24 protein-coding genes are annotated in these 26,697 nt (G+C 63.3%); 20 read left to right on the top strand and 4 right to left on the bottom strand.

All coding sequences use genetic code 11. The features are described from left to right. Positions 1 to 11 precede the first annotated feature (11 nt). From ACIN8IBEIGE_RS00675 to ACIN8IBEIGE_RS00580, 20 genes are read left to right on the top strand one after another with little or no spacing between them, the layout of a single operon-like run. Entirely contained in the window at positions 12 to 272 is a 261-nt protein-coding gene (locus tag ACIN8IBEIGE_RS00675; protein WP_090380641.1) for an acyl carrier protein, read from the top strand. After that, on the top strand, positions 272 to 817 hold the full coding sequence (locus tag ACIN8IBEIGE_RS00670; RefSeq protein ID WP_160012957.1) for a hypothetical protein: 546 nt from the start codon (positions 272 to 274) through the stop codon (positions 815 to 817). The genes ACIN8IBEIGE_RS00675 and ACIN8IBEIGE_RS00670 overlap by 1 nt, the downstream gene beginning before the upstream one ends. Beyond that, positions 814 to 2,484 (top strand): acyl-CoA synthetase family protein, encoded by a 1,671-nt coding sequence (locus ACIN8IBEIGE_RS00665; RefSeq protein ID WP_160012956.1) that lies wholly within the window; start codon positions 814 to 816, stop codon positions 2,482 to 2,484. Before ACIN8IBEIGE_RS00670 ends, ACIN8IBEIGE_RS00665 begins: the two co-directional genes overlap by 4 nt. Next, complete coding sequence (locus tag ACIN8IBEIGE_RS00660; protein WP_160012955.1) at positions 2,477 to 3,211, top strand: glycosyltransferase family 2 protein; 735 nt, start codon at positions 2,477 to 2,479, stop codon at positions 3,209 to 3,211. Before ACIN8IBEIGE_RS00665 ends, ACIN8IBEIGE_RS00660 begins: the two co-directional genes overlap by 8 nt. Continuing rightward, the gene (locus tag ACIN8IBEIGE_RS00655; protein WP_160012954.1) at positions 3,208 to 4,146 is read left to right on the top strand and encodes a glycosyl transferase; all 939 of its coding nucleotides are present in this window, start codon (positions 3,208 to 3,210) and stop codon (positions 4,144 to 4,146) included. Before ACIN8IBEIGE_RS00660 ends, ACIN8IBEIGE_RS00655 begins: the two co-directional genes overlap by 4 nt. Further along, positions 4,127 to 5,668, top strand: a complete 1,542-nt coding sequence (hutH, locus tag ACIN8IBEIGE_RS00650) for a histidine ammonia-lyase (protein WP_160012953.1) — start codon at positions 4,127 to 4,129, stop codon at positions 5,666 to 5,668. The genes ACIN8IBEIGE_RS00655 and hutH overlap by 20 nt, the downstream gene beginning before the upstream one ends. Next, positions 5,661 to 6,086 carry a thioesterase family protein gene (locus ACIN8IBEIGE_RS00645; RefSeq protein WP_160012952.1) on the top strand — a complete coding sequence of 142 codons (426 nt, stop codon included), beginning with the start codon at positions 5,661 to 5,663 and terminating at the stop codon, positions 6,084 to 6,086. Before hutH ends, ACIN8IBEIGE_RS00645 begins: the two co-directional genes overlap by 8 nt. Next, positions 6,083 to 6,676, top strand: coding sequence for an outer membrane lipoprotein carrier protein LolA (locus ACIN8IBEIGE_RS00640; RefSeq protein WP_160012951.1), 594 nt, complete (start codon positions 6,083 to 6,085; stop codon positions 6,674 to 6,676). Before ACIN8IBEIGE_RS00645 ends, ACIN8IBEIGE_RS00640 begins: the two co-directional genes overlap by 4 nt. Then, positions 6,660 to 9,020: an MMPL family transporter gene (locus ACIN8IBEIGE_RS00635; RefSeq protein WP_160012950.1), complete on the top strand. Its 2,361-nt coding sequence runs from the start codon at positions 6,660 to 6,662 to the stop codon at positions 9,018 to 9,020. Before ACIN8IBEIGE_RS00640 ends, ACIN8IBEIGE_RS00635 begins: the two co-directional genes overlap by 17 nt. Further along, entirely contained in the window at positions 9,017 to 10,168 is a 1,152-nt protein-coding gene (locus ACIN8IBEIGE_RS00630; RefSeq protein ID WP_160012949.1) for a sodium:proton antiporter, read from the top strand. Before ACIN8IBEIGE_RS00635 ends, ACIN8IBEIGE_RS00630 begins: the two co-directional genes overlap by 4 nt. Continuing rightward, positions 10,155 to 11,399 carry an NAD(P)/FAD-dependent oxidoreductase gene (locus ACIN8IBEIGE_RS00625; protein ID WP_160012948.1) on the top strand — a complete coding sequence of 415 codons (1,245 nt, stop codon included), beginning with the start codon at positions 10,155 to 10,157 and terminating at the stop codon, positions 11,397 to 11,399. Before ACIN8IBEIGE_RS00630 ends, ACIN8IBEIGE_RS00625 begins: the two co-directional genes overlap by 14 nt. An 11-nt stretch (positions 11,400 to 11,410) precedes the next feature. Further along, positions 11,411 to 12,139, top strand: coding sequence for a class I SAM-dependent methyltransferase (locus ACIN8IBEIGE_RS00620; RefSeq protein WP_160012947.1), 729 nt, complete (start codon positions 11,411 to 11,413; stop codon positions 12,137 to 12,139). Next, positions 12,136 to 12,636: a DUF3261 domain-containing protein gene (locus ACIN8IBEIGE_RS00615; protein WP_160012946.1), complete on the top strand. Its 501-nt coding sequence runs from the start codon at positions 12,136 to 12,138 to the stop codon at positions 12,634 to 12,636. Before ACIN8IBEIGE_RS00620 ends, ACIN8IBEIGE_RS00615 begins: the two co-directional genes overlap by 4 nt. After that, positions 12,636 to 13,901, top strand: coding sequence for a beta-ketoacyl-[acyl-carrier-protein] synthase family protein (locus ACIN8IBEIGE_RS00610; protein ID WP_160012945.1), 1,266 nt, complete (start codon positions 12,636 to 12,638; stop codon positions 13,899 to 13,901). Before ACIN8IBEIGE_RS00615 ends, ACIN8IBEIGE_RS00610 begins: the two co-directional genes overlap by 1 nt. Then, positions 13,898 to 14,362, top strand: a complete 465-nt coding sequence (locus ACIN8IBEIGE_RS00605; RefSeq protein ID WP_160012944.1) for a hotdog family protein — start codon at positions 13,898 to 13,900, stop codon at positions 14,360 to 14,362. The genes ACIN8IBEIGE_RS00610 and ACIN8IBEIGE_RS00605 overlap by 4 nt, the downstream gene beginning before the upstream one ends. 14 nt (positions 14,363 to 14,376) lie before the next feature. After that, positions 14,377 to 15,105, top strand: coding sequence for a 3-oxoacyl-ACP reductase FabG (fabG, locus tag ACIN8IBEIGE_RS00600; RefSeq protein ID WP_090387707.1), 729 nt, complete (start codon positions 14,377 to 14,379; stop codon positions 15,103 to 15,105). After that, on the top strand, positions 15,105 to 16,340 hold the full coding sequence (locus ACIN8IBEIGE_RS00595; RefSeq protein ID WP_160012943.1) for a beta-ketoacyl-ACP synthase: 1,236 nt from the start codon (positions 15,105 to 15,107) through the stop codon (positions 16,338 to 16,340). The genes fabG and ACIN8IBEIGE_RS00595 overlap by 1 nt, the downstream gene beginning before the upstream one ends. Before the next feature lie 22 nt (positions 16,341 to 16,362). Continuing rightward, positions 16,363 to 16,767 (top strand): hypothetical protein, encoded by a 405-nt coding sequence (locus tag ACIN8IBEIGE_RS00590; RefSeq protein WP_160012942.1) that lies wholly within the window; start codon positions 16,363 to 16,365, stop codon positions 16,765 to 16,767. Between the two features lie 23 nt (positions 16,768 to 16,790). After that, positions 16,791 to 17,234: an excinuclease gene (locus ACIN8IBEIGE_RS00585; RefSeq protein ID WP_090380594.1), complete on the top strand. Its 444-nt coding sequence runs from the start codon at positions 16,791 to 16,793 to the stop codon at positions 17,232 to 17,234. After that, positions 17,224 to 17,553, top strand: a complete 330-nt coding sequence (locus ACIN8IBEIGE_RS00580) for a cytochrome c (protein WP_160012941.1) — start codon at positions 17,224 to 17,226, stop codon at positions 17,551 to 17,553. Before ACIN8IBEIGE_RS00585 ends, ACIN8IBEIGE_RS00580 begins: the two co-directional genes overlap by 11 nt. Positions 17,554 to 17,607: 54 nt before the next feature. On the opposite strand, the gene hemE is transcribed toward ACIN8IBEIGE_RS00580, so the two are convergent. From hemE to ACIN8IBEIGE_RS00560, 4 genes are all read right to left on the bottom strand, one after another. Next, positions 17,608 to 18,675 (bottom strand): uroporphyrinogen decarboxylase, encoded by a 1,068-nt coding sequence (hemE, locus tag ACIN8IBEIGE_RS00575; protein ID WP_160012940.1) that lies wholly within the window; start codon positions 18,673 to 18,675, stop codon positions 17,608 to 17,610. Between the two features lie 293 nt (positions 18,676 to 18,968). Then, positions 18,969 to 20,387, bottom strand: coding sequence for an FAD-dependent oxidoreductase (locus ACIN8IBEIGE_RS00570; RefSeq protein WP_160012939.1), 1,419 nt, complete (start codon positions 20,385 to 20,387; stop codon positions 18,969 to 18,971). A 34-nt stretch (positions 20,388 to 20,421) separates the two neighbouring features. Beyond that, entirely contained in the window at positions 20,422 to 24,870 is a 4,449-nt protein-coding gene (gene gltB / locus ACIN8IBEIGE_RS00565) for a glutamate synthase large subunit (RefSeq protein ID WP_160012938.1), read from the bottom strand. A 240-nt stretch (positions 24,871 to 25,110) separates the two neighbouring features. After that, positions 25,111 to 26,697, bottom strand: coding sequence for an SPOR domain-containing protein (locus ACIN8IBEIGE_RS00560; RefSeq protein WP_160012937.1), 1,587 nt, complete (start codon positions 26,695 to 26,697; stop codon positions 25,111 to 25,113).

The raw sequence follows: 26,697 nt of genomic DNA, 5'->3' as shown, positions 1-26,697 counted from the left end.
GGAAGCCGCCGATGCAAACCCGTGAAGAGATTTTCGACACCCTGCGCGACGCGCTGGTCGAGCTGTTCGAGTTGGACGCCGAACGTATTACGCCCGAGGCCAACCTCTATCAGGACCTTGAGATCGATAGCATTGACGCCGTTGACCTGATCGACCACATCAAACGCCAGACCGGTAAAAAGCTCGCTGCCGAGGAGTTCAAGGCTGTGCGCACCGTCGGTGACGTGGTCGAGGCGGTGCTGCAGCTGGTCAACGCCCCAGCCAGCGAATAATGAGTCGCCTATTTGGCCTGCTCCTGCTGCTGGCCGGGCTGCTCTATCCCTTTGCCGTGTACTACGGCATGGAGCATCTGTCGCCACGCCTGTTTGCCGCCGTGCTTGGCGGTCTGTGGCTGGTGCGTGCGCTGAGCCAATGGGGCAAGCCGGGCAACCGCTGGATGACCGCCGTAGCCTTGGGGTTCTGCCTGTTGCTGGGTCTGGCAGGTGAGCCGGCACTGCTGCGCTGGTATCCGGTGCTGCTCAACGGCCTGCTGCTGGCGCTGTTCGGCCTCAGCCTGAAATTCGGCCCACCGCTGATCGAGCGCCTGGCCCGCCTGAGCGAGCCGCAGCTGCCGGAAGTGGCGATCCGCTACACGCGCACTGTCACAGCAGTCTGGGCCTGGTTCTTCCTGGCCAACGGCCTGGTGGTGGTGGCGCTGAATTTCTGGGCGCCGCTGAGCTGGTGGACGCTGTATACCGGGCTGATTGCCTACGGCCTGATGGGCCTGCTGTTTGCCGGTGAGTGGCTGGTACGCCAGCACGTAAGGAGACATGAATGAACTGGCTGCCCCTCGAGCATCTGCTGCTCGACGCCCACCCAGGCCGCGCAGTAACCGCAGACCTGGATCAGCCCCAGCTGCGCCAGCACGCCCTGCAACTGGCAGCGCAACTGCAAAACCTTGGCGTAAAGCGCCTGGCACTGTACCTCGACGATGCCGCTGAGCTGGCCATCGCCCTGCTGGCAGCCTGGCGCGCCGGGATTGCCGTGCTGCTGCCAGCCGATGCCCAGCCACAGACCCGCCAGCGTCTGAGTGCGCAGTGTGACCTGTGGCTGGACAACCTGGATGAGCTGCTGAATCACGAAAGTGCCGCATTGCCGCCGGCTGCGCTGAATATCGACCAGTGCCAGCTGACCCTGTGCACTTCCGGCTCCAGCGGCGAAGCCAAGCTGATCGACAAATCCCTGCGCCAACTGGCCAATGAAGTCACCGCCCTGGAGCAGCTGTGGGGCGCGCAACTGGGCGACGCGACCATCCTCGGCAGCGTCGCCACTCAGCATATCTACGGCCTGCTGTTTCGCGTGCTCTGGCCACTCTGCGCCGGCCGCCCATTCCTGCGCCGCGCCCAGCCGTTCCCCGAAGATTTGCAGCGCGAAAGCCTGGCAACCGGCACTGCTTTCGCCTGGGTGGCCAGCCCCGCGCTATTGAAACGCATGGGCGACAACCTTGACTGGAATGCACTGCGCCAGGTGCGCCAGGTATTTTCCTCCGGCGGCGCGCTGCCAGGCGAAACCGCCACCGAATTGCACATGCTGCTTGGCCAATGGCCCACGGAAATCTACGGCAGCTCGGAAACCGGCGGCATCGCCTGGCGTCAGGGTGGTGAGCTGTGGACGCCGTTTACCGGCATCGAATTGGGACAAAACGCCGAAGGTGCGCTGCACCTGACCTCGCCGTATCTGCCGGCTGGCCATCGTGAGCAGACCGCCGATGCAGTGGAACTGCAGGCCAATGGCCGTTTTGTCCTGCGCGGCCGCCTGGACCGGATTATCAAACTGGAAGAAAAACGTATTTCCCTGCCCATGCTCGAACAGGCGCTGAGCAGCCACGAATGGCTCAGCGATGCGCGCCTCGGCGTGGTGCAGGAAGGCCGCGCCTACCTCGGCGCGCTGGTGGCGTTAAGCCCGGCCGGCTTGCACGCACTGCGCAACCAGGGCCGCAAGACCGTCACCGAAACCCTGCGCCGCCATCTCGCCAGTCATTGCGAAGCCATCGCCCTGCCCCGGCGCTGGCGCCTGCTCGCCCAGCTGCCCTACAACAGCCAGGGCAAACTGGCGCAAGCCACAGTGGAAGCAGTATTGAGCGAGCCGCGCCCAACCCAGGTGGTGCCACTCTCGGCTGTCGAGCAGGACGGCGAATGGCAGCTGGAGCTGGTGGTGCCGCTGGACCTGGCCCACTTTACCGGCCACTTCCCACAGACACCGGTGCTGCCCGGGGTGGTGCAGATCGACTGGGCGCAGCAACTGGCGCGGCAGTTGATCACGGACCTGCCGCCGCGCTTTAGCGGAATGGAAGTGTTGAAGTTCCAGCAACTGGTGCGCCCCGGCGATCAGCTGCAGCTGAACCTGCGTTTCGACGCGGAGCGCGGCAAGCTGTACTTCGCTTTCCGTAACGGCGAAGCCGCCTGCTCCTCCGGGCGGATTTTGTTGGGGGCGGCCAGTGCATAAGCCCTGCGCGGTAATCCCGGTCTACAACCACGAACACGCACTGCCCGTGGTGGTCGCCGCGCTGCATGCGGCCGGCCTGCCCTGCGTGCTGGTTGATGACGCATCCAGCAGCAGCTGCGCAGCGGTGATGGATCAGTTGGCCGCACAACCCGACACCCACCTGATACGCCTGCCGGTCAACCAGGGCAAGGGCGGCGCGGTGATGGCCGGGCTGCGTGAGGCGGCGCGGCTGGGCTTCAGCCATGCGCTGCAGGTAGACGCCGATGGCCAGCACGACCTCGGCGATCTGCCGCGCTTTATCGATGCCTCGCAAGCCGCACCGCAAGCGCTGATCTGCGGCTACCCGCAGTACGACGAGAGCGTGCCGAAAGGCCGCCTCTATGCGCGCTACCTGACCCATGTATGGGTGTGGATCAACACCCTGTCGCTGACTATCCGCGACTCCATGTGCGGCTTTCGTGTCTACCCGCTGCCGGCCACCCTAGCGCTGATCGACGCGGTAAACATCGGTAAACGCATGGATTTCGACACCGAGATTCTGGTGCGCCTGGCCTGGCGCAATCAGCCGATGCACTGGCTGCCGACCAAAGTGCATTACCCGCTGGACGGCCTCTCGCACTTTCGCCTGTGGCTCGACAACGCGCTGATTTCCAAGATGCACGCCAAGCTGTTCTTCGGCATGGTAGTGCGCGCCCCACTGATTCTCTGGCACAGGTGGCGCGGATGAGCGATCAACGCCATTGGGCCAGCCAGCGCGAGCGCGGCAGCTTTATCCTGATGAAATTCACCGCCTGGCTGGCACGTGTGCTGGGCCGTCGCCTGATCAGCCCGCTGCTGTATCTGATCGTGCTGTATTTCTACCTGTTCGGCGCCAAGGCGCGGCGTAGCATCCGCCACTACCAGAGCAACCTGGCGGCCTGGAGCGGGCGCGCCGAGCTGAAGCCGAGCCGCCTCTCGGTATTCCGCCAATTTATGCATTTTGCCGACACCCTGCTCGACAAGCTCGACGTGTGGAGTGGCCGCCTCGGCCTGGAGCAGGTTGACCTGATCGACCCTGAAGACCTCTGCGGCCAGCTACAGCGACAGAACCGCGGGCAGATTCTGGTGGCCGCACACCTGGGCAACCTGGAGGTCTGCCGCGCCCTGGCTGAAGTGGGTGCGCAGGTGCAGATGAACGTGCTGTTGCACACCAAACACGCGGAACAGTTCAATCGCCTGCTGGCCGACGCCGGGGCCAGCCATATGCGCCTGATCCAGGTCAGCGAACTGGACGCGGCGATCATGCTGCAACTGTCCGAGCGCCTGGAGCGCGGCGAATGGCTGGCAATTGCCGGCGACCGCGTGCCGCTCAAGGGCAGCCGCAAGGTCAGCGTGGATTTTCTCGGCCAACCGGCGGATTTCCCGCAAGGCCCCTGGCTGCTGGCCGGGCTGCTGCAATGCCCGGTCAACCTGATGAGCTGCCTGAAGATCGATGGCCGCTACCAGGTGATCCTCGAGCCCTTTATCGAGCGCCTGCCGTGGAAGCGCAGCGAGCGCGATACAACGATCCGCCAATGCACCCAGCGTTACGCCGACCGCCTGGCCCAGCGCTGCCTGAGTGCGCCTCTGCAATGGTTCAATTTCTACCCGTTCTGGAATGAAGATGACGACACATCAGCCTGATCCCATCGTGTTTGGCGAACAGCCCCTGCGCATCGAGCAGGTCGTCGCCCTGGCCAGCCGCAGCGCCCCGGCGCAGCTGCAAAGCGATGCCGCCTACCGCGAAAGAATCGCAAAGGGCGCGCGTTTTCTCGACAGCCTGCTGGACAAGGAAGGCGTGATCTACGGCGTCACCACCGGCTACGGCGACTCCTGCGTGGTGGCCGTGCCGCTGCATCAGGTCGAGGCACTGCCGCGTCATCTGTACACCTTCCATGGCTGCGGTCTGGGCAAGCTGCTGGATGCAGCCAGCACCCGCGCCGTGCTCGCCGCTCGCTTGCAGTCGCTGTGCCACGGGGTTTCCGGGGTACGCGTGGAGCTGCTGGAACGCCTGCAGGCGTTTCTCGAACACGACGTGCTGCCGCTGATCCCGGAAGAAGGCTCGGTGGGCGCCAGTGGCGATCTGACGCCACTGTCCTACGTCGCCGCCACCCTGTCCGGTGAGCGCGAGGTGATGTACCAGGGTGAGCGCCGCAGCGCCATCGACGTGCACAACGAGCTGGGCTGGACACCGCTGGTGCTGCGTCCCAAGGAAGCCCTGGCACTGATGAACGGCACAGCGGTGATGACCGCTCTGGCCTGCCAGGCATTCTCCCGCGCCGACTACCTGCTCAAGCTGGCCACCCGCATCACCGCGCTGAACGTGGTGGCGCTGGAGGGCAACCCGGAACACTTCGACGAGCGCCTGTTCGCCGCCAAGCCGCATCCAGGTCAAATGCAGGTCGCCGCCTGGCTGCGCCAGGACCTGGCCATCGACGCACCCACCGCGCCGCTGCACCGCCTGCAGGATCGCTACTCGCTGCGCTGCGCACCGCATGTGCTCGGTGTGCTGGCCGACAGCCTGGGCCTGCTGCGCCAGTTCATCGAAACCGAACTGAACAGCGCCAACGACAACCCGCTGATCGACGCTGAAGAAGAACGCGTGCTGCACGGTGGGCACTTCTACGGCGGGCATATCGCCTTCGCCATGGACAGCCTGAAGAACCTGGTCGGCAACGTCGCCGACCTGCTCGACCGCCAGCTCGCCCTGCTGGTCGACACCCGCTACAACCACGGCCTGCCAAGCAACCTGTCCGGCGCGCCGAGCGTCAGCGCGATGATCAACCACGGCTTCAAGGCCGTGCAGATCGGCACCAGCGCCTGGACCGCCGAAGCGCTGAAAAACACCATGCCCGCCAGCGTGTTCTCGCGCTCCACCGAATGCCACAACCAGGACAAAGTGAGCATGGGCACCATCGCCGCGCGCGACGCCCTGCGCAGCCTGGAGCTGACCGAGCAGGTCGCCGCCGCCACCCTGCTGGCAGCCAACCAGGGCGTGTGGTTGCGCCAGCGCGACGGCAAGATTGATATTCCCGCACCCGTCGCCGCCATGCGCGAACAACTAGCCGTGGACTTCCACCCGGTGATTGAAGACCGCGCCCTAGAGGCCGAACTGCGCCTGTGCCTGGTGCGCATCCGCGAGCAGCACTGGAGGCTTTATGCGTAGCAAAGGCGTATTGCAGGCGGAAATCGAACTGCAAGTGCCGTTCTTCGACGTCGACATGATGGAAGTGGTCTGGCACGGCCACTACGTCAAATACTTCGAGGAGGCGCGCTGCGCGCTGCTCGACAAGCTCGGCCACAACTACCGGCAGATGCGCGACGCCGGCTACGCCTGGCCGGTGATCGACCTGCAGATCCGCTATATCCGTGGCGCCCAGTTCGGCCAGCGCATCCGCGTGCGCGCCGACCTAGTGGAGTGGGAAAACCGCCTGAAGATCAACTACCTGATCAGCGATGCAGCGACTGGGGAGCGTATGACCCGTGGCAGCAGCGTGCAGGTAGCGGTGGAAATCGCCACCCGCGAAATGCAGTTCGTGTCGCCCAAGGTGATGATCGAGGCGGTTGAGAAGGTGTTGGCGTGAAACGTCTGCTGGCATACCTTGGCCTCTGGCTGCTAAGCCAGAATGCGTTGGCCTTCGACCTCGATCAGCTCAGCGCCCAGCTGGCCAAGCCTGCCGTGGTACGCGGCCCGCTGATTCAGGAAAAGCACCTGCGCGCCCTACCGCAGCCGCTGACCAGCCGTGGCCAGTTTGTCCTCAGCCGCGACCTCGGCCTGCTCTGGCAGCTGCAAAGCCCGCTCAAGCAGGATTACCGCATCGACGGCCAGGGCATCGCCAAACGCACGCCTGGCGGCTGGCAACAGCAGCCAGGCCAGGACGTGGCCGCCCAGCAGAGCCGGCTGTTTCTCGCAGTGCTTAAGGGCGACCACAGCGGCCTGGCGCGGGACTTCCAGCTGCAATTGAGCGGCACCGCCGAGGCCTGGCAACTGCGTCTGGTGCCGAATTCGCTATTGCTCAAACAGATTTTCAGCCGTATCCAGATCGACGGCGGCGCGCTGGTGCAACGCATCGAGCTGCATGAAACCCAGGGCGATCACAGCGTGCTGCGCCTGCCGAACAGCCAGGCCGGCGATACCTTGAGTGAGCAGGAGCAGCGTGACTTTGCTCAGTGAACGCTGGCTACCGCGCGGCTTTCTGCTGCTGCTCGCTGCCCTGCTGACCCTCGCCGCCTGGCAATGGCGCAACGGCCCGCCCGTAGCGGCGGATATGCTCGCGCTGTTGCCCGCCGGCAGCGGCGATGCCCTGGTGCAGCAGGCCGAACAGCGTATGCAGGAGCCGCTCAATCGCGACCTGCTGCTACTGATCGGCCACCCGCAGCGCGAACAAGCAGTTGCCCTGGTGCAGCAGGTGGGTGAGCAATGGCGCGGCAGCGGCCGTTTCGCCCAGGTGCAGTGGAACGTCGACAGCGACCTCACGGCACTGCGCGACTACCTGCGCAGTAACCGTCTGGCCCTGCTGCCGGCGGCAGATCGTCAGCTGTTGCTGGAGCAACCGCAGCAGTTGATCGAACAACGCGCCGCCCAGCTGTTCGACACCTTCGCCGGTTTCAGCCTGTTGCCCATCGAGCAGGACTGGCTGGGCCTGGGCGCACGTGCGCAGCAGGCGCTAAATCCCGGCAGCCGCATTCAGGCCGACCTGAGCAGCGGCGCACTGCTGCTGGAAGAATCCGGTATGACCTGGGCCCTGCTGCGCGTCAGCGCCCAGGGCAGCGCGTTTGATATGCAGGAACCGCCGCTGATAGCCGCACAGCTCGCCGCTACCCGCGCGCAGATCGAAACAGCCGGCGGCCAACTGCTGGCGGCAGGTGGCGTGTTGTATGCGGCAGCCGGACAGGCCAAGGCCACCCGCGAGATCAGCCTGATTGGCGGTGGCGCCACCCTCGGCACCCTGCTGCTGTTGCTGCTGGCCTTCCGCAGGGTGCGGGTGCTGGTCAGCCTTTTGCCCATCGGCATGGCGCTGCTGGCCGGCTGCAGCGCCTGTGTACTGGTGTTCGGTCAGATCAACGCGCTGACCCTGGTACTCGGCGCCAGCCTGGTTGGCGTTGCCGCCGACTACCCGCAACACTATTTGAGTAAAAGCTGGAGCAACGCCGAAGGCCGCGAGAGCTGGAGCAGCTGGGGCGCGCTGCGCGCCACCCTGCCGGGTCTGAGCCTGAGCCTGGGCACCAACCTGATCGGCTACCTGGCGCTGGCCTTTACCCCGTTTCCGGCGCTGACCCAGGTCGCGCTGTTCTCCGCCGCCGGGCTGATCGCCGCCTACCTCTGCTCGGTGTGCCTGCTGCCAGCCTGGCTGCGTGGCCTGCGGTTAAGCCCATCACCGCAACTGCTGAGCTTTAGCCAACGCCTGCTGACCGGTCGGGCACGTCTGCTGGACAAAGTCGGCAGTGCACCGCTGCTGGCGTTACTGCTGCTGTTCTGCGCCGGCGGCCTGTGGCAGCTGCATACGCAGAATGATCTGCGCCAGTGGCTGGGCCAGGAGCCGCAACTGTTGGCCGAGGCCCAGCGCATTGCCGAGCTGACCGGCCAACAGCCCACCAGCCAGTTCTTTCTGGTGCGCGCCGCGAATCCGCAACAGTTGCTGGAGCGCCAGGCGGCGCTGAGCCAGCGTCTGGATCAGGCGGTGCACAACGGTCAGTTGCGTGGCTACCGCGCCCTCAGCCAACTGGTTGCACCCGACAGCCAGCTGCAGGAGCTACGCGCAGCGCTCGGTGCACTGCCGCAGCACTGGCAGCCGCTGCTCGACCTGGGCGTCCCGCCAGCCGCGCTGCATGACGAATTGCAGGAGCTGCAACAGAACAATCAGGCCAGCCTTGAACAAGCCCTGACCAGCCCGTTGGGCGAGGCCTGGCGTCCGCTATGGCTGGGCGCTCATAGCAAGAACGGCGCCGCTGGTGTGGCGGGGCTGGTCAGCCTACAAGGGCTTAGCAACAGCAGCGAACTCAAGCCGCTGGTCGAGGGCCTGCCGGGGGTGCAACTGGTGGACCGGATCGGCGAGCTCAACGCACTGTTCAGCGCCACCCAACTTAGCGCCGCCGAGCTGAAGCTGCTGTCCTCCATCGCCATCCTGTTACTGCTGTGCCTGCCGTTCGGCCTCGGCGGCGCATTGCGGGTGGTCTGCCTGCCGCTGCTGGCGGCATTGGCGGCGCTGGCCTGTCTCGGCTGGCTGGGCCAACCGCTGACGCTGTTCAGCCTGTTTGGCCTGCTGTTGATCACTGCCATCGGCGTCGATTACGCCATCCTCATGCGCGAAAACATCGGTGGGCCAGCGGTCAGCCTGCTCGGCACCCTGCTTTCGGCGCTGACCAGCTGGCTGTCGTTCGGCCTGCTGCTGATCAGCGACACCCCGGCGATTGCCAACTTCGGCCTGGCGATTAGCCTAGGTCTGCTGTTCTGCTTTCTGCTCGCGCCCTGGGCCGGCACTCAGCACGCCCCCGCTCACCGGAGCCAGACGGCATGACCATCGCCCTGGCCTGGCTGGCGTTGCTCGCGTTATTTGCCCTGGTGACCTGGCTGGGCAAACACCTGCGCCTGATCCCGATTGTCAGCCAATTGCTGCTGGCCACCCTGGGCCTGCCGCTGCTGATGCTGTGGAGTACGCCACTGGGCTTCGGCGCCAGCGAGCTGCTCGCGCCGGCCTGGCTGGAGCCGCTGTATGGCCTGGCCTTCTGCCTGCTGCTGGGGCATATCCTCAGTGATGTGGTCGATCTGCAACTGGAGCCCGGCAGCCTGCAGATCGCCTTGCCGAGTTTCTTTGTGCCGTTCTTCTGCGGCCTGGCCTGCGCAGTCTGGTTGCTACCGGAGCAAGGCCTGCTGGCCGATATTGCCGTGGGCCTGCTGTCTGCCCTGACCGCCATTCCGGTGCTGTTTCTCTACCTGCAGCACCTCGGCTACCCGCAGGCCAAGATCCGCCAGCTGCTGCAGGCGGCGATCATCATGGACGTGCTGTGCTGGCTGATCTTCGGCCTGGTCCAGGCCAGCAGCGACCCGGCCACCCTGCTCTGGCCGCTGCTGGCCGCCGCCCTACCATTGCTGCTAAAGCTGCTGCCGCTGCGCTCGGCGCGGCTCAATGGCAGCTGCTTTCTCACCCTGCTGCTGGTGATGCAGCAACTGCAGCTGAATGCCCTGGTGTTTGGCATCGCCTACCTGCTGTTGCTCACCGCCCTGCGCCTGCCTTTACGCCTGCCACTGCCTGCCGGACTGCTGCGCTGGCTGCAAACCTGGCTGGCGGTGCCGCTGATTCTGGCCTATGGCCTGCTGCAGATCAGCTGGCACGACGCCTGGCAGGGGTATTCTGCCTGGCAGTTTGGCGCGCTGTTGCTGCTACCGATCATCAGCAAGCTGGCCGGCAACTGGCTGGGTCTGAGCTGGGCCGCTGGTCGGCTACGCGCCTATGCGGGGCAGTGGCGCGAAAGCCTGCTGTTGAATACCCGCGGTCTGACTGAAATCATCTTTCTCAATCTGCTGCTGCAACAGCAGATAATCAGCCCGGCACTGTATTTCGCCCTGATGCTGATGGGCCTGATCTCGACCCTGTTACCGGCCCTCGCCGGTGCTTACCCACACGCCGCCAAGCATGAGGCAAGAAGCCGCTATGAAGTCTCTTGAAGTCGAACAACGCCAAGTCGTGGTCATTGGTGCCGGCCCATCCGGGGCGATTGCCGGGGCGCTGCTCAAGCGCAATGGCCATGACGTGCTAGTGCTGGAGCGCCAGCGCTTCCCGCGCTTCTCGATTGGCGAGAGCCTGCTGTCGCACTGCCTGGACTTCGTCGAAGAAGCCGGCATGCTCGACGCCGTGCGCGCGGCCGGCTTCCAGACCAAGCATGGCGCGGCCTTTGGCTGGGGTGAGCGTTACACCGAATTCGATTTTCGCGACACCTTCACCAAAGGTCAGGGCTCGACCTATCAGGTGCTGCGCGCCGATTTCGACAAGCTGCTGGCCGATCAGGCCGAGCTGCAGGGTGTGGAAATCCGTTATGAAGAAGAAATCTTCGCCGTCGATTTCAGCGGCGACTGCCCGCGTCTCTCGGTACGCCGTTTGGCCGATGGCCACGAATATCAGGTCGAATGCGCCTTCGTCCTCGATGGCAGCGGCTATGGCCGCGTGTTGCCGCGCCTGCTCGACCTCGATACACCGTCGAACTTCCCGGTGCGCCAGGCGGTGTTTACCCACGTCGAAGATCGCAGCGAGGGCACTGGCTTCGACCGTGAGAAGATTCTCATCACCACCCACCCGACCCTGCGCGATGTGTGGTTCTGGACCATCCCATTCAGCAACGGCCGCTGCTCGGTGGGCGTGGTCGCCGATGCCACCCGCTATCAGGGTCGCCCGACAGACCTGGATGCCTGCCTCAAGCAATTTATCGAGGAGACCCCCAGCCTGCACAAGGTGCTGAAAAATGCCGTGTGGGATACCCCGGCGCGCACCATCGGTGGTTACTCGGCCAACGTGAAAACCCTGCACGGGCCGGGCTTTGCCCTGCTCGGCAACGCGGCGGAATTCCTCGACCCGGTATTCAGCTCGGGCGTGACCATCGCCATGCGTTCGGCGAGCATGGCCGCCGGCCTGTTGCACCGTCAGCTCAGCGGCGAGACGGTGGACTGGGAGCAGGACTTTGCCATCCCGCTCAAGCGCGGCGTCGACACCTTCCGCGTGTATGTCGAGGGCTGGTACGACGGTAGCTTCCAGGACGTGATCTATTTCGAGAAGGCCCAGCCGGAAATCCGCCGGATGATCAGCTCGATCCTCGCCGGCTACGCCTGGGATCAGAAAAACCCCTATGTCGCCGAACCGCGCCGCCGCCTGCGGGTACTCGCCGAACTCTGCGCCACTAATTGATAAGGACCATCATGACCAACCCGGCCGCCACCTACGTCGAGGAAACCCGCTTCGGCTTCTGGTTCTTGCAGAGCCACGTCTGGCAGCACCATGTGCTGCGCGTGGCGATCAATGACCTGCGCGGCCTGTTCGCCGCTCCGCTGCCGGACGCGCCGGTGCTGCTGGATGCCGGCTGCGGCCAGGGAAAATCCTTCGGCCTGCTCGCCGAGGCGTTCAAACCGGCGCGGATGATTGGCCTGGACGCCGACCCGCACAGCCTCGACTGCTCGCGCGCCGAGGCCGCACGGCTGAGCCTGGATGTGCAACTGCTCACCAGCGACTGCGCGGCCATCGACCTGCCGGATGCCAGCGTTGACCTGCTGTTCTGTCACCAGACCTTCCATCATCTGGTCGAGCAGGAACAGGCCCTGGCCGAGTTCTGGCGCGTGCTCAAGCCGGGCGGTTACCTGCTGTTTGCCGAGTCGACCCAGTACTACATCGATACCTGGGTGATCCGCTGGCTGTTCCGCCACCCGATGCATGTACAGAAAAGCGCCGAGGGCTATCTGGCCATGTTGCGCAGCCAGGGCTTCGAATTCGCCGCCGAGAATACCTCCTACCCCTATCTATGGTGGAGCCGCTCGAAGGACTTCGGCTTGCTGGAACGCTGGGGCCTGATGAAAGCCAAGCCGGTTGGCCAACGCAACGAAACCCTGGTCAACGTGGTGGCACGCAAGCCGCTGGAGGCAACGCCGGCATGAAACGCCTCCTCCTGCTTGGCCTTGGCCTGCTGCTCAGCGCCTGCGCCGCCCACACGCCGCTGCCGCTAAGCGCACCGACCTTTGGTGCGCCATTGCCCGCAGCGCTGCGCGTCGAACGCCAGCAAGGCGCAGATCAGCAGACCTGGTGGCTGGTGGTGCAGGCTGAACAATCGGCACTGCGCTGGTCGCTGTTCGATCCCCTTGGCATCCCCCTGGCGCGGCAACTGCTGGAAGATGGCCAGTGGCGCGCCGATGGGCTGCTACCGCCCAACAGCGAAGCCCAGGAGCTGTTCGCCGCCCTGCTGTTCGCCCTCACCCCGATCGACCAGCTGCCCGCCAGCTACGCGCCGGACACCTGGCAGCAACTGGCCGACGGTCAGCGCCGGCTTAATCCGCACTGGCTGATCGATTACCACGCGCCACTGGATTTCACCCTGAGCCAGGGCCAGGGGCTAAGTTACCGGGTCTACGCCCTCGCCGACGAAGAGATTCCCTGATGCCGGTCTACCTCAATGCACTGGGCCTTAACTGTGCCCTCGGCCAAGGCAAGCAGGCGGTGGCAACAGCGTTGTTTGCCGGCGACAGCAGCGGCATGCAAGCGCAAAGCGGCTGGGTAGCCGAGCGCGCACTGACCGTCGGCGCGGTGCTCGGCAGCCTGCCAGAGTTACCCGTCCTGCCGGGCCATCCGCCGAGCCGCAATAACCAGCTGCTACTGGCCGCCGCACTGGAAATCGAGCCGGAGCTGCGCGCTGCCATCAGCCGCTTCGGTGCCGAGCGTATCGCCGTGGTACTCGGCACCAGCACCTCAGGCATCGAAGAAGCCAGCCAGGGCATCGCCACCTACCTCAAAGAGGGCGAGTTGCCGGCGCATTATCACTATGCGCAACAGGAGCTGGCTGAACCGGCGAACTTCCTCAGTGACTGGCTGGGCCTCAGCGGGCCGTGCTTCAGTATTTCTACCGCCTGTACCTCGGGCGCCCGCGCGCTGCTTAGCGCGCAGCGCCTGCTCAACCTAGGCCTGTGCGATGCGGTGATCTGCGGCGGCGTGGACAGCCTGTGCCGTCTGACCCTGAATGGTTTTTCCGCCTTGGAAGCGGTCTCGGCCGAGCGCTGTAACCCGTTCTCGGTCAATCGCCATGGCATCAATATCGGCGAGGCGGCGGCACTGTTCTTAATGACTAAAGAGCCGATGACCAGAGAAGCGCTGCCTGGCAGTTCAGCACGGAGTGCCGTATCAATCGCCCTGCTTGGCGGCGGCGCCTGCTCGGATGCCCACCATATTTCCGCCCCCCAGCCCGACGGCCTCGGCGCCCAGGCCGCCATGCGCAAGGCCCTGGCTGCAGCCGGGATCAGCGCTGACCAGGTCGACTACCTTAACCTGCATGGCACCGCCACCATCCACAATGACGCCATGGAAAGCCAGGCCGTACAGGCTGTCTTCCCCCATGGTGTGCCCTGCTCATCGAGCAAGCCCATGGTCGGCCACACCCTCGGCGCGGCTGGGGCGCTGGAAGCGGCTTTCTGCTGGTTGACCTTAAGCGAATACAACCCAGAGCGACTGCTGCCCCCACACCTGTGGGACGGCCAGGCTGATCCGGCCTTGCCGGCGCTGAATCTGGTGGCGCCCGGCACACCGCTGAACAACAACCGCCCACGCCGACTGATGAGCAACTCCTTCGCCTTTGGTGGCAACAATATCAGCCTGCTTTTGGGTGACGGCCAGGGTAAAGAGCACGGCGAAACGCCAGGAGAGCACTCATGAGTCAATGGCCAATCGCCGAACTGATTCCCCACGCCGCTGACATGATCCTGATCGACCGGGTGCTGCGCTTTGGCGACGAGGACATCGAAACCCAGCTCAGCGTGCGTGACGGCGGCCTGTTCAGCCTGGAGGACGGTAGCCTGCCGGCCTGGGTTGGCATTGAGCTGATGGCGCAGAGCGTGGCGGCCTACGCCGGCTGCCAGGCACGTCTGCGCGGCGAACCCGTGGAGCTGGGCTTTCTGCTCGGCACGCGCAAGTACGAGTGCAATGTCGAACGTTTTCCGCCGGGGGCCGAGCTGCATATCCACGCCAGCCGCTCGCTGCAGGATGACAATGGCATGGGCGTATTCGAGTGCCAGCTGCGTGGCCCAGGCATTGAGGCCCTGGCCCGCCTCAATGTATTCCGTCCACCTCAGGTGGCCAGCTATCTTCAGGAAGAATTCGAGGGTTCCCAGTCATGAGTGAACAAGCAGCCATAAGCGAAACCATTCTGGTAACCGGCTCCAGCCGTGGTATCGGCCGGGCGATTGCTCTGCGTCTGGCCAAGGGCGGCTATGACATCGTGCTGCACTGCCGCGCCCGCCGCGAGGAAGCCGAAGCGGTGCAGGCGCAGATTCTTGAGCTGGGCCAGCAGGCGCGCATTCTGCAGTTCGACGTGTCCGACCGCGCTGCCTGCCGCGCGGCGCTGGAGGCCGATGTCGAGCAGCACGGCGCCTATTACGGCGTGGTGTGCAACGCCGGTCTGACCCGCGACGGTGCCTTCCCGGCGCTGAGCGAGGAGGACTGGGACATCGTCATGCGCACTAATCTGGACGGTTTCTATAACGTGCTGCATCCGCTGACCATGCCGATGATCCGGCGGCGCAAGGCCGGGCGCATTGTCTGCATCACCTCCGTATCCGGGCTGATCGGCAACCGCGGCCAGGTCAACTACAGCGCCTCCAAGGCCGGCATTATCGGTGCGGCCAAGGCCTTGGCGATCGAGCTGGGCAAGCGCAAGATCACGGTCAACTGCGTGGCGCCGGGGCTGATCGATACTGAGATTCTCGATGCCGATGTACCCATCGAGGAAATCCTCAAGATGGTCCCGGCCGCTCGCATGGGCACCCCGGAAGAAGTGGCCGGCGCGGTGAATTTTCTGATGTCCGAGGAGGCGGCCTACATTACCCGCCAGGTCCTCGCGGTGAACGGTGGGTTGTGCTGATGAACGGATGCAAACGGGTTGTAGTCACCGGCATGGCCGGGGTGACCTCGCTGGGCAGCGACTGGCCGACGATTGAAGCGAATTTCAAGGCCGGCAAGAGCGGCATCCGCTATATGCACGAGTGGGATAGATTCAACGAGCTGAACACCCGCCTCGGCGGCCCGGTGGATGACTTTGTGCAACCCAAGCACTGGAACCGCAAGCAGACCCGCAGCATGGGCCGGGTGTCGAAACTGGCCGTCTACGCCGCCGAACGCGCCCTGGAACATGCCGGCCTGCTCGGCGACGAGTCGATCAAGGACGGCCGGATGGGCGTGGCCTGTGGCTCCTCCACCGGCAGTACCGACGAGATCAAGGCGTTCGGCAATATGCTGCTCAACTCGGTGGCCGATGGCCTTAACGCCAACTCCTATATCCGCATGATGCCGCACACCACGGCGGCCAATATCAGCATCTTCTTCGGCCTCAAGGGCCGCCTGATCCCGACCTCCAGCGCCTGCACCAGCGGCAGCCAGGGCATCGGCTACGCCTATGAAGCGATCAAGTTCGGTCGCCTGCCGATGATGCTCGCCGGTGGTGCCGAGGAACTCTGCCCGACCGAGGCCATGGTCTTCGATGCGCTGTACGCCACCAGCCTGAAGAACGATGCGCCGCACACCTCGCCGCGCCCCTACGACAGCGGCCGCGATGGCCTGGTGATCGGGGAAGGCGCCGGCATTCTGGTCCTCGAAGAGCTGGAGCATGCACTGGCACGGGGCGCGACCATCCATGCCGAAATCGTCGGTTTTGGCTGCAACGCTGATGGCCAGCACGCCACCAAACCGGTGCAGGCGACCATGCGCGGGGCGATGGAGCTGGCGCTGCAGGATGCCGGCCTGGCGCCCTCCGCCATCGGTTACGTCAACGGGCATGGCACCGCCACCGACCAGGGCGACGTCGCCGAGACCCTGGCGACCCAGGAACTGTTCGGCAGCCAGATGCCGATCAGCTCGCAGAAGAGCTACTTCGGCCACACCCTGGGCGCCTGTGGCGCGCTGGAGTCCTGGTTCAGTATCGAAATGATGAACGCGAACAGCTATGTGCCGACGCTCAACCTGGAAAATATTGACCCGGCCTGCGGTGAACTGGACTACCTGCGCGGTGAGTTCCGCCAGATGAGCCACCAGTACGTGATGAACAACAACTTCGCCTTTGGCGGGGTCAACACCTCGCTGATCTTTAAACGCTGGACCTAAACCACAGGACAAGGAGTCCACCATGTACCGCTTGAGCAAACTGCTACTGGTCAGCCTCGCTATCGTTTCTTTGCTGGCCTGCAGCCGGGTGCAACCGATCCGCGAAATTCATCAACCCGTGCCGCTCGCCAACTACAACGGCGACTTTCATCAAATCCTGCTGAAAGCACTGGCACACGGCAAATGGGTAGTCGAAGAAGACAGGCCGCAACAGATCCTGGCGCGCATCGACTTCCGGGGTCACAGCGCCTCGATTACTCTTAATTACAGTGCCACCCGTTATGACATTCTGTATCGCGACAGCGAAAAGCTACGCTATGCAGACGGCAAGATTCACAAGCGCTACAACGCGCTGGTGAAACGCTTGCACGGCTTGACCCAGCACTATATGAAACTGTCTGTCACCCCTGAGCCAAGCAGCTCATAAACATAAGAACCATGGAGGTCACCATGAAATTGCGCCACCTACTCGTTGCTGTTGCGTGCTTCGCGGCACTGCCGAGCATCAGCCAGGCCCGCGACACCGCCCACTTCCTGCCCTTCGAGGCCGCCGTGCAGGAAGCCCTGAATGCCGGCCGCCTTGACGGCAGCGTGAAGTTCTACCTGGCGGGTAACAAACCGGCCGGTTCGGTCAGCGTAATCAAATCCGGAGTGACCACCAGTCAGAAGACCAACGCCTTCAACAAGAGCGATGAAGCTGCCTGCAGCTGGGCCCTGCAGTCCGCGCTGATCCGCTTCCAAAAGGCCGCCAAGGCTGCCGGCGCCAATGCCGTGGTCGACCTGGCCAGCAACTACAAGAACGTCGAGTACAAGGACAGCCAGAAGTACGAATGCCACGCCGGTGCGGTGATGGCGGGCGTCGCCCTCAAGGGAAACCTGGCCAATGTCAAATAAGCCGGCGCTGCTTGGCCTGTTCGGCGCGCTGACTCTGCTCGGCAGCCTGCCCGCGCAGGCTGAAGTGGACGGCCAGCAGCTGTACCGCCAGCACTGCGCCAAATGCCACGCCGAAGACGGCCGCGCCAACACCCTGCGCGGCTGGTTGTACTTTGCGCAGAACCTGAGCAAAGCCAAGTGGCAGGACAACAACAGCGACAGCGATATTCTCGAAGCCATTCAGGAAGGCCCAGGCGCCATGCCCGGCTACGCCGACAAGCTCAGCGAAGCCGAGCAACTGGCGCTGGTACGGGCCGTGCGCGATTTGCGTAAGCCCTGAACAAGTCGTGGATAAAACACAGGCCGCTAATGCGGCCTTTGTTTTGCGCAGGTTTTATTGATGGTACTGCGCGGACAACTCATGCACCGCTTCGAAAAACGCGCCAGCGTGAGCCGGGTCGACTTCCGGAGTGATGCCGTGGCCAAGGTTGAACACCTGACCGCTGCCATGCCCGTAAGCCGCGAGAATGCGCCCGACTTCGGCGCGGATCGCCGCCGGGTTGGCGTACAGCACGCTCGGGTCCATATTGCCCTGCAGCGCCACCTTGCTGCCAACGCGGGCACGGGCGCTGCCAATATCGCAGGTCCAGTCCAGACCCAGGGCCTCAGCACCGCTGTCCGCCATGGATTCCAGCCACAGCCCGCCCCCTTTGGTGAACAGGATCACCGGCACACGACGCCCATCATGCTCGCGGATCAGGCCGTCGATGATCTTCTGCATGTAAGCCAGTGAGAATTCCTGATACGCCGCCGCCGATAGGCTGCCGCCCCAGGAATCAAAAATCTGCACGGCCTGCGCACCGGCCTTGATCTGCCCGTTGAGGTAGGCGGTCACCGACTGCGCCAGCTTGTCGAGCAGCGCATGCATGGCCTGCGGGTTGTCGTAAAGCATGGCCTTGGACTTGCGGAAATCCTTCGACGAGCCGCCTTCGACCATATAGGTGGCCAGCGTCCAGGGGCTGCCGGTAAAGCCGATCAGTGGTACGCGGCCATTCAGCTCGCGGCGGATGGTGCGCACCGCGTCCATCACATAACCCAGATCCTGCTCTGGATCGGGAATCGGCAGCGCCTCGATATCAGCCATGCTACTGATGACTTTCTTGAAACGCGGGCCTTCGCCGGTTTCAAAATACAGGCCCTGGCCCATGGCATCGGGGACGGTCAGGATGTCGGAGAACAGAATCGCCGCGTCCAGCTGCGGGTAACGATCTAACGGCTGGATGGTGACTTCGCAGGCCAGCTCCGGGTTCTTCATCAGGCTGACGAAATCACCGGCCTTGGCGCGGGTGGCGCGGTACTCCGGCAGGTAACGACCGGCCTGACGCATCATCCACACGGGGGTGACGTCGACAGGTTGCTTGAGCAGAGCACGGAGAAAGCGGTCGTTCTTCAGGGTGGACATGGCAGGGTTCCTGGAAATCAGCAGGGAAACTTCACGGCGGAAAGTATGCGGACCGCCGCCATGCGGCGCCCCCTCCTCCGGGCGGGCTCCCGGATCGCAGGCGCACCGCGCACCGTGGCGCAGAAAAGTGCGGGCATTTTCGCAGAGCGCAAAACAAAAGGCACGGCGAGTGCCGTGCCTTTTGTCTATCGAGTCAATTTGTCGCGGGCGTAGGTTGGGTTGAGGAGCGCAGCGACAAAGCCCAACATGCAGAACCTCATGGCCGCCGTTGGGCTTCGCTGCCTCAACCCAACCTACACGCCGAGATAATCCAAAATGCCTTCGGCGGCATTGCGACCTTCGAAGATCGCCGTCACCACCAAGTCAGAACCGCGAACCATATCGCCACCGGCGAAGATCTTCGGGTTGCTGGTCTGGTGCTTGAACTGGCTCTGCTCCGGCGCTACGACACGGCCCTGGCTGTCGGTTTCGATCTCGAAATCGCTGAACCAGGCAGCCGGGCTCGGGCGGAAACCGAAGGCGATCAGCACGGCTTCCGCCGGGATGATTTCCTCGGAACCCGGAATCGGCTCGGGGCTGCGACGGCCACGGGCATCCGGCTCGCCTAGACGGGTCTCGACCACCTTCACGCCTTCAACCTTGTCTTCACCAACGATGGCGATGGGCTGACGGTTAAAGAGGAATTTCACCCCTTCTTCCTTGGCGTTCTTCACTTCCTTGCGCGAGCCCGGCATGTTTTCTTCGTCGCGACGGTAGGCGCAGGTGACCGACTTGGCGCCCTGGCGAATCGAGGTACGGTTGCAGTCCATCGCGGTGTCGCCGCCGCCGAGGACGACGATGCGCTTGCCCTTCATGTCGATAAAGTCTTCCGCATTCTTCTCGAAACCGAGGTTGCGGTTGACGTTGGCGATCAGGAAGTCTAGCGCATCGGTGACGCCTGGCAGATCTTCACCGGGGAAGCCGCCCTTCATGTAGGTGTAGGTGCCCATGCCCATAAACACGGCATCGTACTCATCCAGCAGCTGCTGCATGGTGATGTCTGTACCGATCTCGGTGTTCAGGCGGAACTCGACGCCCATGCCGGTGAAGACTTCGCGGCGATTGCTCAGCACGCTCTTCTCCAGCTTGAACTCGGGGATGCCGAAGGTCAGCAGACCGCCGATTTCCGGGTTCTTGTCGAACACTACCGGGGTCACGCCGTTGCGCACCAGGACGTCGGCGCAGCCCAGGCCAGCAGGACCGGCACCAATCACGGCAACGCGCTTGCCAGTCGGTACCACACGCGACATATCCGGGCGCCAGCCCATGGCGAACGCCGTATCGGTGATGTACTTCTCCACCGAGCCGATGGTCACCGCACCGAAGCCGTCGTTCAGGGTGCAGGCACCCTCGCACAGACGGTCCTGCGGACACACGCGGCCGCAGACTTCCGGCAGGGTGTTGGTCTGGTGCGACAGTTCGGCGGCGGCGAGGATGTTGCCCTCGGACACCAGCTTGAGCCAGTTGGGAATGAAGTTGTGCACCGGGCACTTCCATTCGCAATAGGGGTTACCGCAGCCCAGGCAACGATGCGCCTGGTCGGCCGCTTGCGCAGGCTTGAAGTTGTCGTAGATCTCGACGAACTCTTTCTTACGCTGACGCAACAGTTTCTTCTTCGGGTCTTTGCGCCCGACTTCGATGAACTGGAAGTCGTTATTCAGACGTTCAGTCATTGCAATACCTCATCAAACCACTTCAGGCGCATTCTTATTGCGGGTTGGCACGGGTGCTGGAGAGCAACGATTTCAGGCTTGCCGCCTTCGGTTTGACCAGCCAGAACTTGCGCAGGTAGTCGTCCAGGTTTTCCAGCAGGGTCGCGCCCCACTCACTCGATGTTTCCTGGACGTACTCGGCTAGCACGCGCTCCAGGTGGCTACGGTAAGCCTCCATCGACTCATTGTTGATCCGCTGAATTTCCACCAGCTCGTGGTTAACGCGGTCGTAGAAGCTGTTATCCAGATCAAGCACGTAGGCGAAACCACCGGTCATGCCCGAGCCGAAGTTGTAGCCGGTTTTGCCCAGGACGCAGACAAAGCCGCCGGTCATATATTCGCAGCAATGGTCGCCCGTGCCTTCCACCACAGTGTGCGCACCGGAGTTACGCACGGCGAAACGCTCGCCCGCAGTACCGGCTGCAAACAGCTTGCCGCCGGTGGCGCCGTACAGGCAGGTGTTGCCGATGATGGCGCTGTCCTGGGTCTTGAACGGGCTGCCTTTCGGCGGGGTGATTACCAGCTTGCCGCCGGTCATGCCCTTGCCGACGTAGTCGTTGGCGTCGCCTTGCAGGTACAGGTTCAGGCCACCGGCGTTCCACACGCCGAAGCTCTGGCCCGCAGTGCCCTTGAAGCGGAAGGTGATCGGCGCCTTGGCCATGCCCTGGTTGCCGTGTTTGCGGGCGATTTCGCCGGAAACACGGGCACCAATGGAGCGGTCGCAGTTGCAGATTTCCAGATCAATTTCAGCACCGCTGGCAGCCTCAATCGCCGGTTTGGCCAACTCGACCATCTTCTCGGCCAGCAGACCTTCGTCGAACGGCGGGTTCTTCTCGACCAGGCAAAACTGCGGCTTGTCCGCCGGAATGTGGTCGCTGCCGAGCAACGGCGTCAGGTCCAGATGACCCTGCTTGGCAGTTTCGCCCGGCAGCATTTCCAGCAGATCGGTACGCCCGATCAACTCTTCCAGGCTGCGTACGCCCAGCTTGGCCAACCACTCGCGGGTTTCTTCGGCGACGTAGGTGAAGAAGTTCATCACCATTTCGACGGTGCCGATGAAGTGGTCCTTGCGCAGCTTGTCGTTCTGCGTGGCCACGCCGGTGGCGCAGTTGTTCAGGTGACAGATGCGTAGGTATTTGCAGCCCAGGGCGATCATCGGCGCAGTACCGAAGCCGAAGCTTTCGGCGCCGAGGATGGCAGCCTTGATCACGTCGAGGCCGGTTTTCAGGCCACCGTCGGTCTGCACCCGTACCTTGCCGCGCAGGTCGTTGCCGCGCAGGGTCTGGTGGGTTTCGGCCAGGCCGAGTTCCCACGGCGCGCCGGCGTACTTGATCGAGGTCAGCGGCGATGCTCCGGTGCCACCGTCGTAACCGGAGATGGTGATCAGGTCGGCGTAGGCCTTGGCCACACCGGCAGCGATGGTGCCGACACCAGCTTCCGCCACCAGCTTGACCGACACCAGTGCAGCCGGGTTGACCTGCTTGAGGTCATAGATCAGCTGCGCCAGGTCTTCGATGGAATAGATGTCGTGGTGCGGCGGCGGCGAAATCAGGGTCACGCCCGGCACTGCATAACGCAGTTTGGCGATCAGACCGTTGACCTTACCGCCCGGCAGCTGGCCGCCCTCACCGGGCTTGGCGCCCTGTGCCACCTTGATCTGCAGCACTTCGGCGTTGACTAGGTATTCCGGCGTCACGCCGAAACGGCCGGTGGCCACCTGCTTGATCTTCGAGCTGCGCACGGTGCCGTAACGGGCGGGATCTTCGCCACCCTCACCAGAGTTGGAGCGCGCACCCAGGCGGTTCATCGCCTCGGCAATCGCTTCGTGAGCCTCCGGCGACAATGCACCCAGCGAGATACCAGCCGAGTCGAAGCGCTTGAGAATCTCGCCCAGCGGCTCAACCTGATCCAGCGCCAATGGCTGATCGGCCAATTTCAGTTGCAACAGGTCGCGCAGCATCGACACCGGACGGGTGTCGACCAGCGTGGTGTATTCCTTGAATTTCTCGTAGCTGCCCTGCTGCACAGCCGCCTGCAGGGTGTTGACCACATCCGGGTTGTAGGCGTGGTACTCACCGCCGTAGACGAACTTGAGCAGGCCACCTTGCTGGATCGATTTGCGCGCGTTCCAGGCTTCGGCCGCCAGCAGTTTCTGCTCGTTTTCGATATCGACGAAGCGCGCGCCCTTGATGCGGCTGGCCACACCTCGGAAGCACAGCTCGGTGACGTCATCGGCCAGGCCGACCGCTTCGAACAGCTGCGCACCGCGGTAAGACGCCACGGTGGAGATGCCCATCTTCGACAGGATCTTCAGCAGGCCTTTGGAGATGCCTTTGCGGTAGTGCTTGAACACTTCATATAGGTCGCCCAGCACTTCGCCGGTGCGGATCAGGTCGCCCAGCACTTCGTAAGCGAGGAACGGGTAAACCGCCGACGCACCGAAGCCCAGCAGCACGGCATAGTGATGCGGATCACGGGCAGTTGCGGTCTCGACCAGGATGTTGCAGTCGCAGCGCAGGCCTTTTTCGGTCAGACGGTGGTGAATCGCACCAGTGACCAGCGAGGCGTGAGCCGGCAGCTTGCCCGGAGCGATATGACGGTCAGACAGAACCAGCAGCACCTTGCCGGCACGCACCGCTTCTTCAGCCTGATCGGCCATGTTGCGCACGGCGGCTTCCAGGCCAATCGACTCTTCGTAGTTCATGTCGATCAGCTGACGCTCGAAGCCCGGACGATCCAGGTTCATCAAGGCGCGCCACTTGGCCGGCGAGATCACCGGGCTGCTGAGAATCACCCGTGCGGCGTGCTCAGGCGACTCTTCGAAGATGTTGCGCTCGGCACCGAGGCAGATCTCCAGCGACATGACGATGGCTTCACGCAGCGGGTCGATCGGCGGGTTGGTTACCTGAGCGAACTGCTGACGGAAATAGTCGTACGGCGAGCGCACGCGCTGGCTGAGCACGGCCATCGGCGTGTCATCGCCCATGGAGCCGACCGCTTCCTGGCCTTGTTCGCCCAGCGGACGCAGCACCTGATCACGCTCTTCGAAGGTGACCTGGTACATCTTCATGTACTGCTTGAGCTGGTCGACGTCGTAGAACGCCGAACCGTGGTCACGGTCTTCCAGGGTCGCCTGAATGCGCTGGGCACTCTTGCGCATCCACTGCTTGTAGGGATGACGCGACTTCAGACGGTTGTCGATGTCGTCGCTGCCGAGGATCTGCCCGGTTTCGGTGTCCACCGCAAGAATCTGCCCCGGGCCGACGCGGCCCTTGGCCAACACGTCCTCGGGTGCGTAGTTCCACACGCCGATTTCCGAGGCCAGAGTGATGTAACCATTCTTGGTAGTGACCCAGCGCGCCGGACGCAGACCGTTACGGTCGAGCAGGCACACGGCATGGCGGCCATCGGTGAGTACCACACCGGCCGGACCATCCCAAGGCTCCATGTGCATGGAGTTGTATTCGTAGAACGCGCGCAGGTCGGCGTCCATGGTTTCGACGTTCTGCCAGGCTGGCGGAATGATCATCCGCACGCCACGGAACAGGTCGATGCCGCCGGTGACCATCAGCTCAAGCATGTTGTCCATGCTCGAGGAGTCGGAACCCACGCGGTTGACCAGCGGGCCGAGCTCTTCGAGATCAAAGATCTGGTCGTTGGCGAACTTCAGGCGACGCGCCTGCGCCCAGTTGCGGTTACCGGTGATGGTGTTGATTTCACCGTTATGCGCGAGGAAGCGGAACGGCTGAGCCAGCGGCCACTTCGGCAGGGTGTTGGTTGAGAAGCGCTGGTGGAACACGCAAATGGCGGTTTGCAGGCGCTCGTCACCCAGGTCCGGGTAGAACTGCTGCAGGTCGGCCGGCATCATCAGGCCTTTGTAGATGATGGTCTTGTGCGAAAAGCTGCAGATGTAGTGATCGCTGTCAGCGGCGTTGGCCACCGAGGAGCGACGGCGGGCGCTGAACAGCTTGATCGCAAATTCCTGATCGGACAGGCCTTCACCGCCGATAAACACCTGCTCGATCTGCGGCAGACGCTCAAGCGCCAGACGACCGAGTACGCTGGTGTCGATTGGCACCTTGCGCCAGCCAACCAGGCTCAAACCAGCAGCGAGAATCTCGCGATTCATGTTTTCGCGGGCCGCTTCGGCTTTAACCTGGTCCTGGTTGAAGAACACCATGCCCACGGCGTACTGCTTGGGCAACTCGACGGCAAAGTGCTGCTGGGCCATGGCCCGCAGGAAAGCATCAGGCTTCTGGATCAGCAGACCGCAACCGTCACCGGTCTTACCGTCGGCGTTAATCCCGCCACGGTGGGTCATGCATGTCAGGGCTTCAATCGCGGTCTGCAGCAGGTGATGGCTAGCCTCACCCTGCATATGGGCGATAAGGCCGAAGCCGCAGTTATCCTTGAACTCATCAGGACGGTACAAACCTGCTTTCATAGGGACTCTCACCAGACGGCCTATCACAAGGCAATTACTTTCTAATTCAACCACTTACCATGCGCGCAGGACTAAGCCCCAGCTTTGCGCAGGCGAAAGGGCAGTCATTGTACATACCCACCTAGGCCGTCACAAATCTTAGTGACGAAGCCTTGAAAAAATATGTCGCTAAAACGAAGGATAAGACCGGGAGGTCGTGGTAGCGACCAACCGGTCAGCGCAAGCGCTGAAGGGTATCAGCTAGCGCGCCTGGGCAATCTCTTGCTGAATGCCGGCAAAGTTGCGCGGCCACGGCTTACCAGCCTGCACTTTTGCAGGCAGGGTACGCAAGGCCGCCTGCGCCGCATCACGCGTGGCAAAGCTGCCATAGGTAACCACATAGAGCGGCTTGCCCTGATGCTGCTTTTTGAAATAGTGGTAATCCGCGCCATTGGCTTTGACAAAAGCCTGCGCACCACTTTCCAACCGAGCCCCAAGGATCTGCAGGGTATAACGCGAACCCGTCTGCGCGGCATACCAATCACTACCAGCAGCGGGCTTGACCGTAGCGACCGGAGCTTGCGGCTTAATTGGCGGCGGCACAGCAGCCGTCACTGGCGCAACCGGCTTGACCACCGGCGCAGCAGGAGGAGCAACCACAGGTGCTACCTTGACTGGCTCAGACACCACAGGCGCCACCGGAACACTCGTTGATACAGCTGCCTCTGGCGCGATATCCGCAGCACCTGACACACTCGTAGCGTCAGCGTCAGCCTCTTCCGCTCCACTCAAACCAGCCGCCTGCGCCAAAGGCTCACGGATAACCGGCTGCGCCTCACCCACCAAAGGCAGTGGGAGTGGCTGATTGGCACCCTCAAACTGAATCGCCGGTGCAACCGCAGAAGCAGTCGGCGCGACCGGATCCGCAACCACGGCAGGAGGGAGAGTTTCACCGAGTGGCAACTGCGCAATCACCGGCGCGCCTACATCCTCAACCACTCGCCCCTGCATAAACCAGGCAGCCAACACCCCGATCGCCACCACACAGAGAGCCAGCAAATGCTTGCGCGGCAAACTGAAAGAAAAACCACCACGGTTTGCCGCACCGCGCTGCGCCAACATCGCCTCAACCAGCGACTCGCGCGCAACCTGATTGATTACGCCCGGCCAGCCGAAAGATTGCTCATGAATATCTGCAATCTGGTCATCGCTCAGCACCTGAATACCCTGCCCCGCCCCCTCAAGACGCTGAGCCAGATATTCGCGCGTCTCATCCTCGCTATAAGGCTGCAACTCGATGACATGAAAGCACTCATCGCCAGCCGCCACACGTTCGAGACGCGGCAGCAACTGCGAATCCGCAAACAGAAAGACATGCGGCCGCCCTTCCGCACTGCCAACCGCCAGACTCAGCAAGCTGCTCAGCGCCGCATCACTGAGATCCTCAGCATCATCAACCAGCACATAGACTTCCTGCCCGGTCAGCGCTAATTGCCCAACCTGCGCCAGAATGGCCGGCAACTCTGGCCGTTGCACCTGCAGCCCCTGCGCGACCTGACGCAAAATACTCGCCGGATCCGAAGCGCCCTTGGCGGAAACTACAACACTCTGCACTGCCTGTTTATTGGTACTGGCTACCAACGCCTGGCGCAGCAAGGTTTTACCACTGCCGCCCGGCCCACTGACCACCAGCAACAACTGGCTATAGCGCGCCAAATGGTGCAACTGACCAAGTACCGGCTTGCGTTGCGCTGGAAAAAACTTGAACCCAGGCACCCGCGCAGCAAAGGGGTCATGAGTGAAGTGGTAATGATCGAGAAACGCCTCGTCAGCATGCAGACTTGTCAT

Source organism: Pseudomonas sp. 8BK, assembly GCF_902506475.1.
Taxonomy (GTDB): domain Bacteria; phylum Pseudomonadota; class Gammaproteobacteria; order Pseudomonadales; family Pseudomonadaceae; genus Aquipseudomonas; species Aquipseudomonas anguilliseptica.
This window is presented reverse-complemented; position numbering and strand designations above follow the sequence as displayed.

Coding starts and splice junctions, on each gene's coding strand:
- ACIN8IBEIGE_RS00670 (WP_160012957.1), top strand. CDS start 272: ATGAGTCGCCTATTTGGCCTGCTCCTGCTGCTGGCCGGGCTGCTCTAT.
- ACIN8IBEIGE_RS00620 (WP_160012947.1), top strand. CDS start 11,411: ATGACCAACCCGGCCGCCACCTACGTCGAGGAAACCCGCTTCGGCTTC.
- ACIN8IBEIGE_RS00560 (WP_160012937.1), bottom strand. CDS start 26,697: ATGACAAGTCTGCATGCTGACGAGGCGTTTCTCGATCATTACCACTTC.
- hutH (WP_160012953.1), top strand. CDS start 4,127: ATGACGACACATCAGCCTGATCCCATCGTGTTTGGCGAACAGCCCCTG.
- ACIN8IBEIGE_RS00655 (WP_160012954.1), top strand. CDS start 3,208: ATGAGCGATCAACGCCATTGGGCCAGCCAGCGCGAGCGCGGCAGCTTT.
- ACIN8IBEIGE_RS00580 (WP_160012941.1), top strand. CDS start 17,224: ATGTCAAATAAGCCGGCGCTGCTTGGCCTGTTCGGCGCGCTGACTCTG.
- ACIN8IBEIGE_RS00645 (WP_160012952.1), top strand. CDS start 5,661: ATGCGTAGCAAAGGCGTATTGCAGGCGGAAATCGAACTGCAAGTGCCG.
- ACIN8IBEIGE_RS00675 (WP_090380641.1), top strand. CDS start 12: ATGCAAACCCGTGAAGAGATTTTCGACACCCTGCGCGACGCGCTGGTC.
- ACIN8IBEIGE_RS00590 (WP_160012942.1), top strand. CDS start 16,363: ATGTACCGCTTGAGCAAACTGCTACTGGTCAGCCTCGCTATCGTTTCT.
- hemE (WP_160012940.1), bottom strand. CDS start 18,675: ATGTCCACCCTGAAGAACGACCGCTTTCTCCGTGCTCTGCTCAAGCAA.
- ACIN8IBEIGE_RS00585 (WP_090380594.1), top strand. CDS start 16,791: ATGAAATTGCGCCACCTACTCGTTGCTGTTGCGTGCTTCGCGGCACTG.
- ACIN8IBEIGE_RS00570 (WP_160012939.1), bottom strand. CDS start 20,387: ATGACTGAACGTCTGAATAACGACTTCCAGTTCATCGAAGTCGGGCGC.
- ACIN8IBEIGE_RS00615 (WP_160012946.1), top strand. CDS start 12,136: ATGAAACGCCTCCTCCTGCTTGGCCTTGGCCTGCTGCTCAGCGCCTGC.
- gltB (WP_160012938.1), bottom strand. CDS start 24,870: ATGAAAGCAGGTTTGTACCGTCCTGATGAGTTCAAGGATAACTGCGGC.
- ACIN8IBEIGE_RS00630 (WP_160012949.1), top strand. CDS start 9,017: ATGACCATCGCCCTGGCCTGGCTGGCGTTGCTCGCGTTATTTGCCCTG.
- ACIN8IBEIGE_RS00625 (WP_160012948.1), top strand. CDS start 10,155: ATGAAGTCTCTTGAAGTCGAACAACGCCAAGTCGTGGTCATTGGTGCC.
- ACIN8IBEIGE_RS00605 (WP_160012944.1), top strand. CDS start 13,898: ATGAGTCAATGGCCAATCGCCGAACTGATTCCCCACGCCGCTGACATG.
- ACIN8IBEIGE_RS00665 (WP_160012956.1), top strand. CDS start 814: ATGAACTGGCTGCCCCTCGAGCATCTGCTGCTCGACGCCCACCCAGGC.
- ACIN8IBEIGE_RS00595 (WP_160012943.1), top strand. CDS start 15,105: ATGAACGGATGCAAACGGGTTGTAGTCACCGGCATGGCCGGGGTGACC.
- ACIN8IBEIGE_RS00610 (WP_160012945.1), top strand. CDS start 12,636: ATGCCGGTCTACCTCAATGCACTGGGCCTTAACTGTGCCCTCGGCCAA.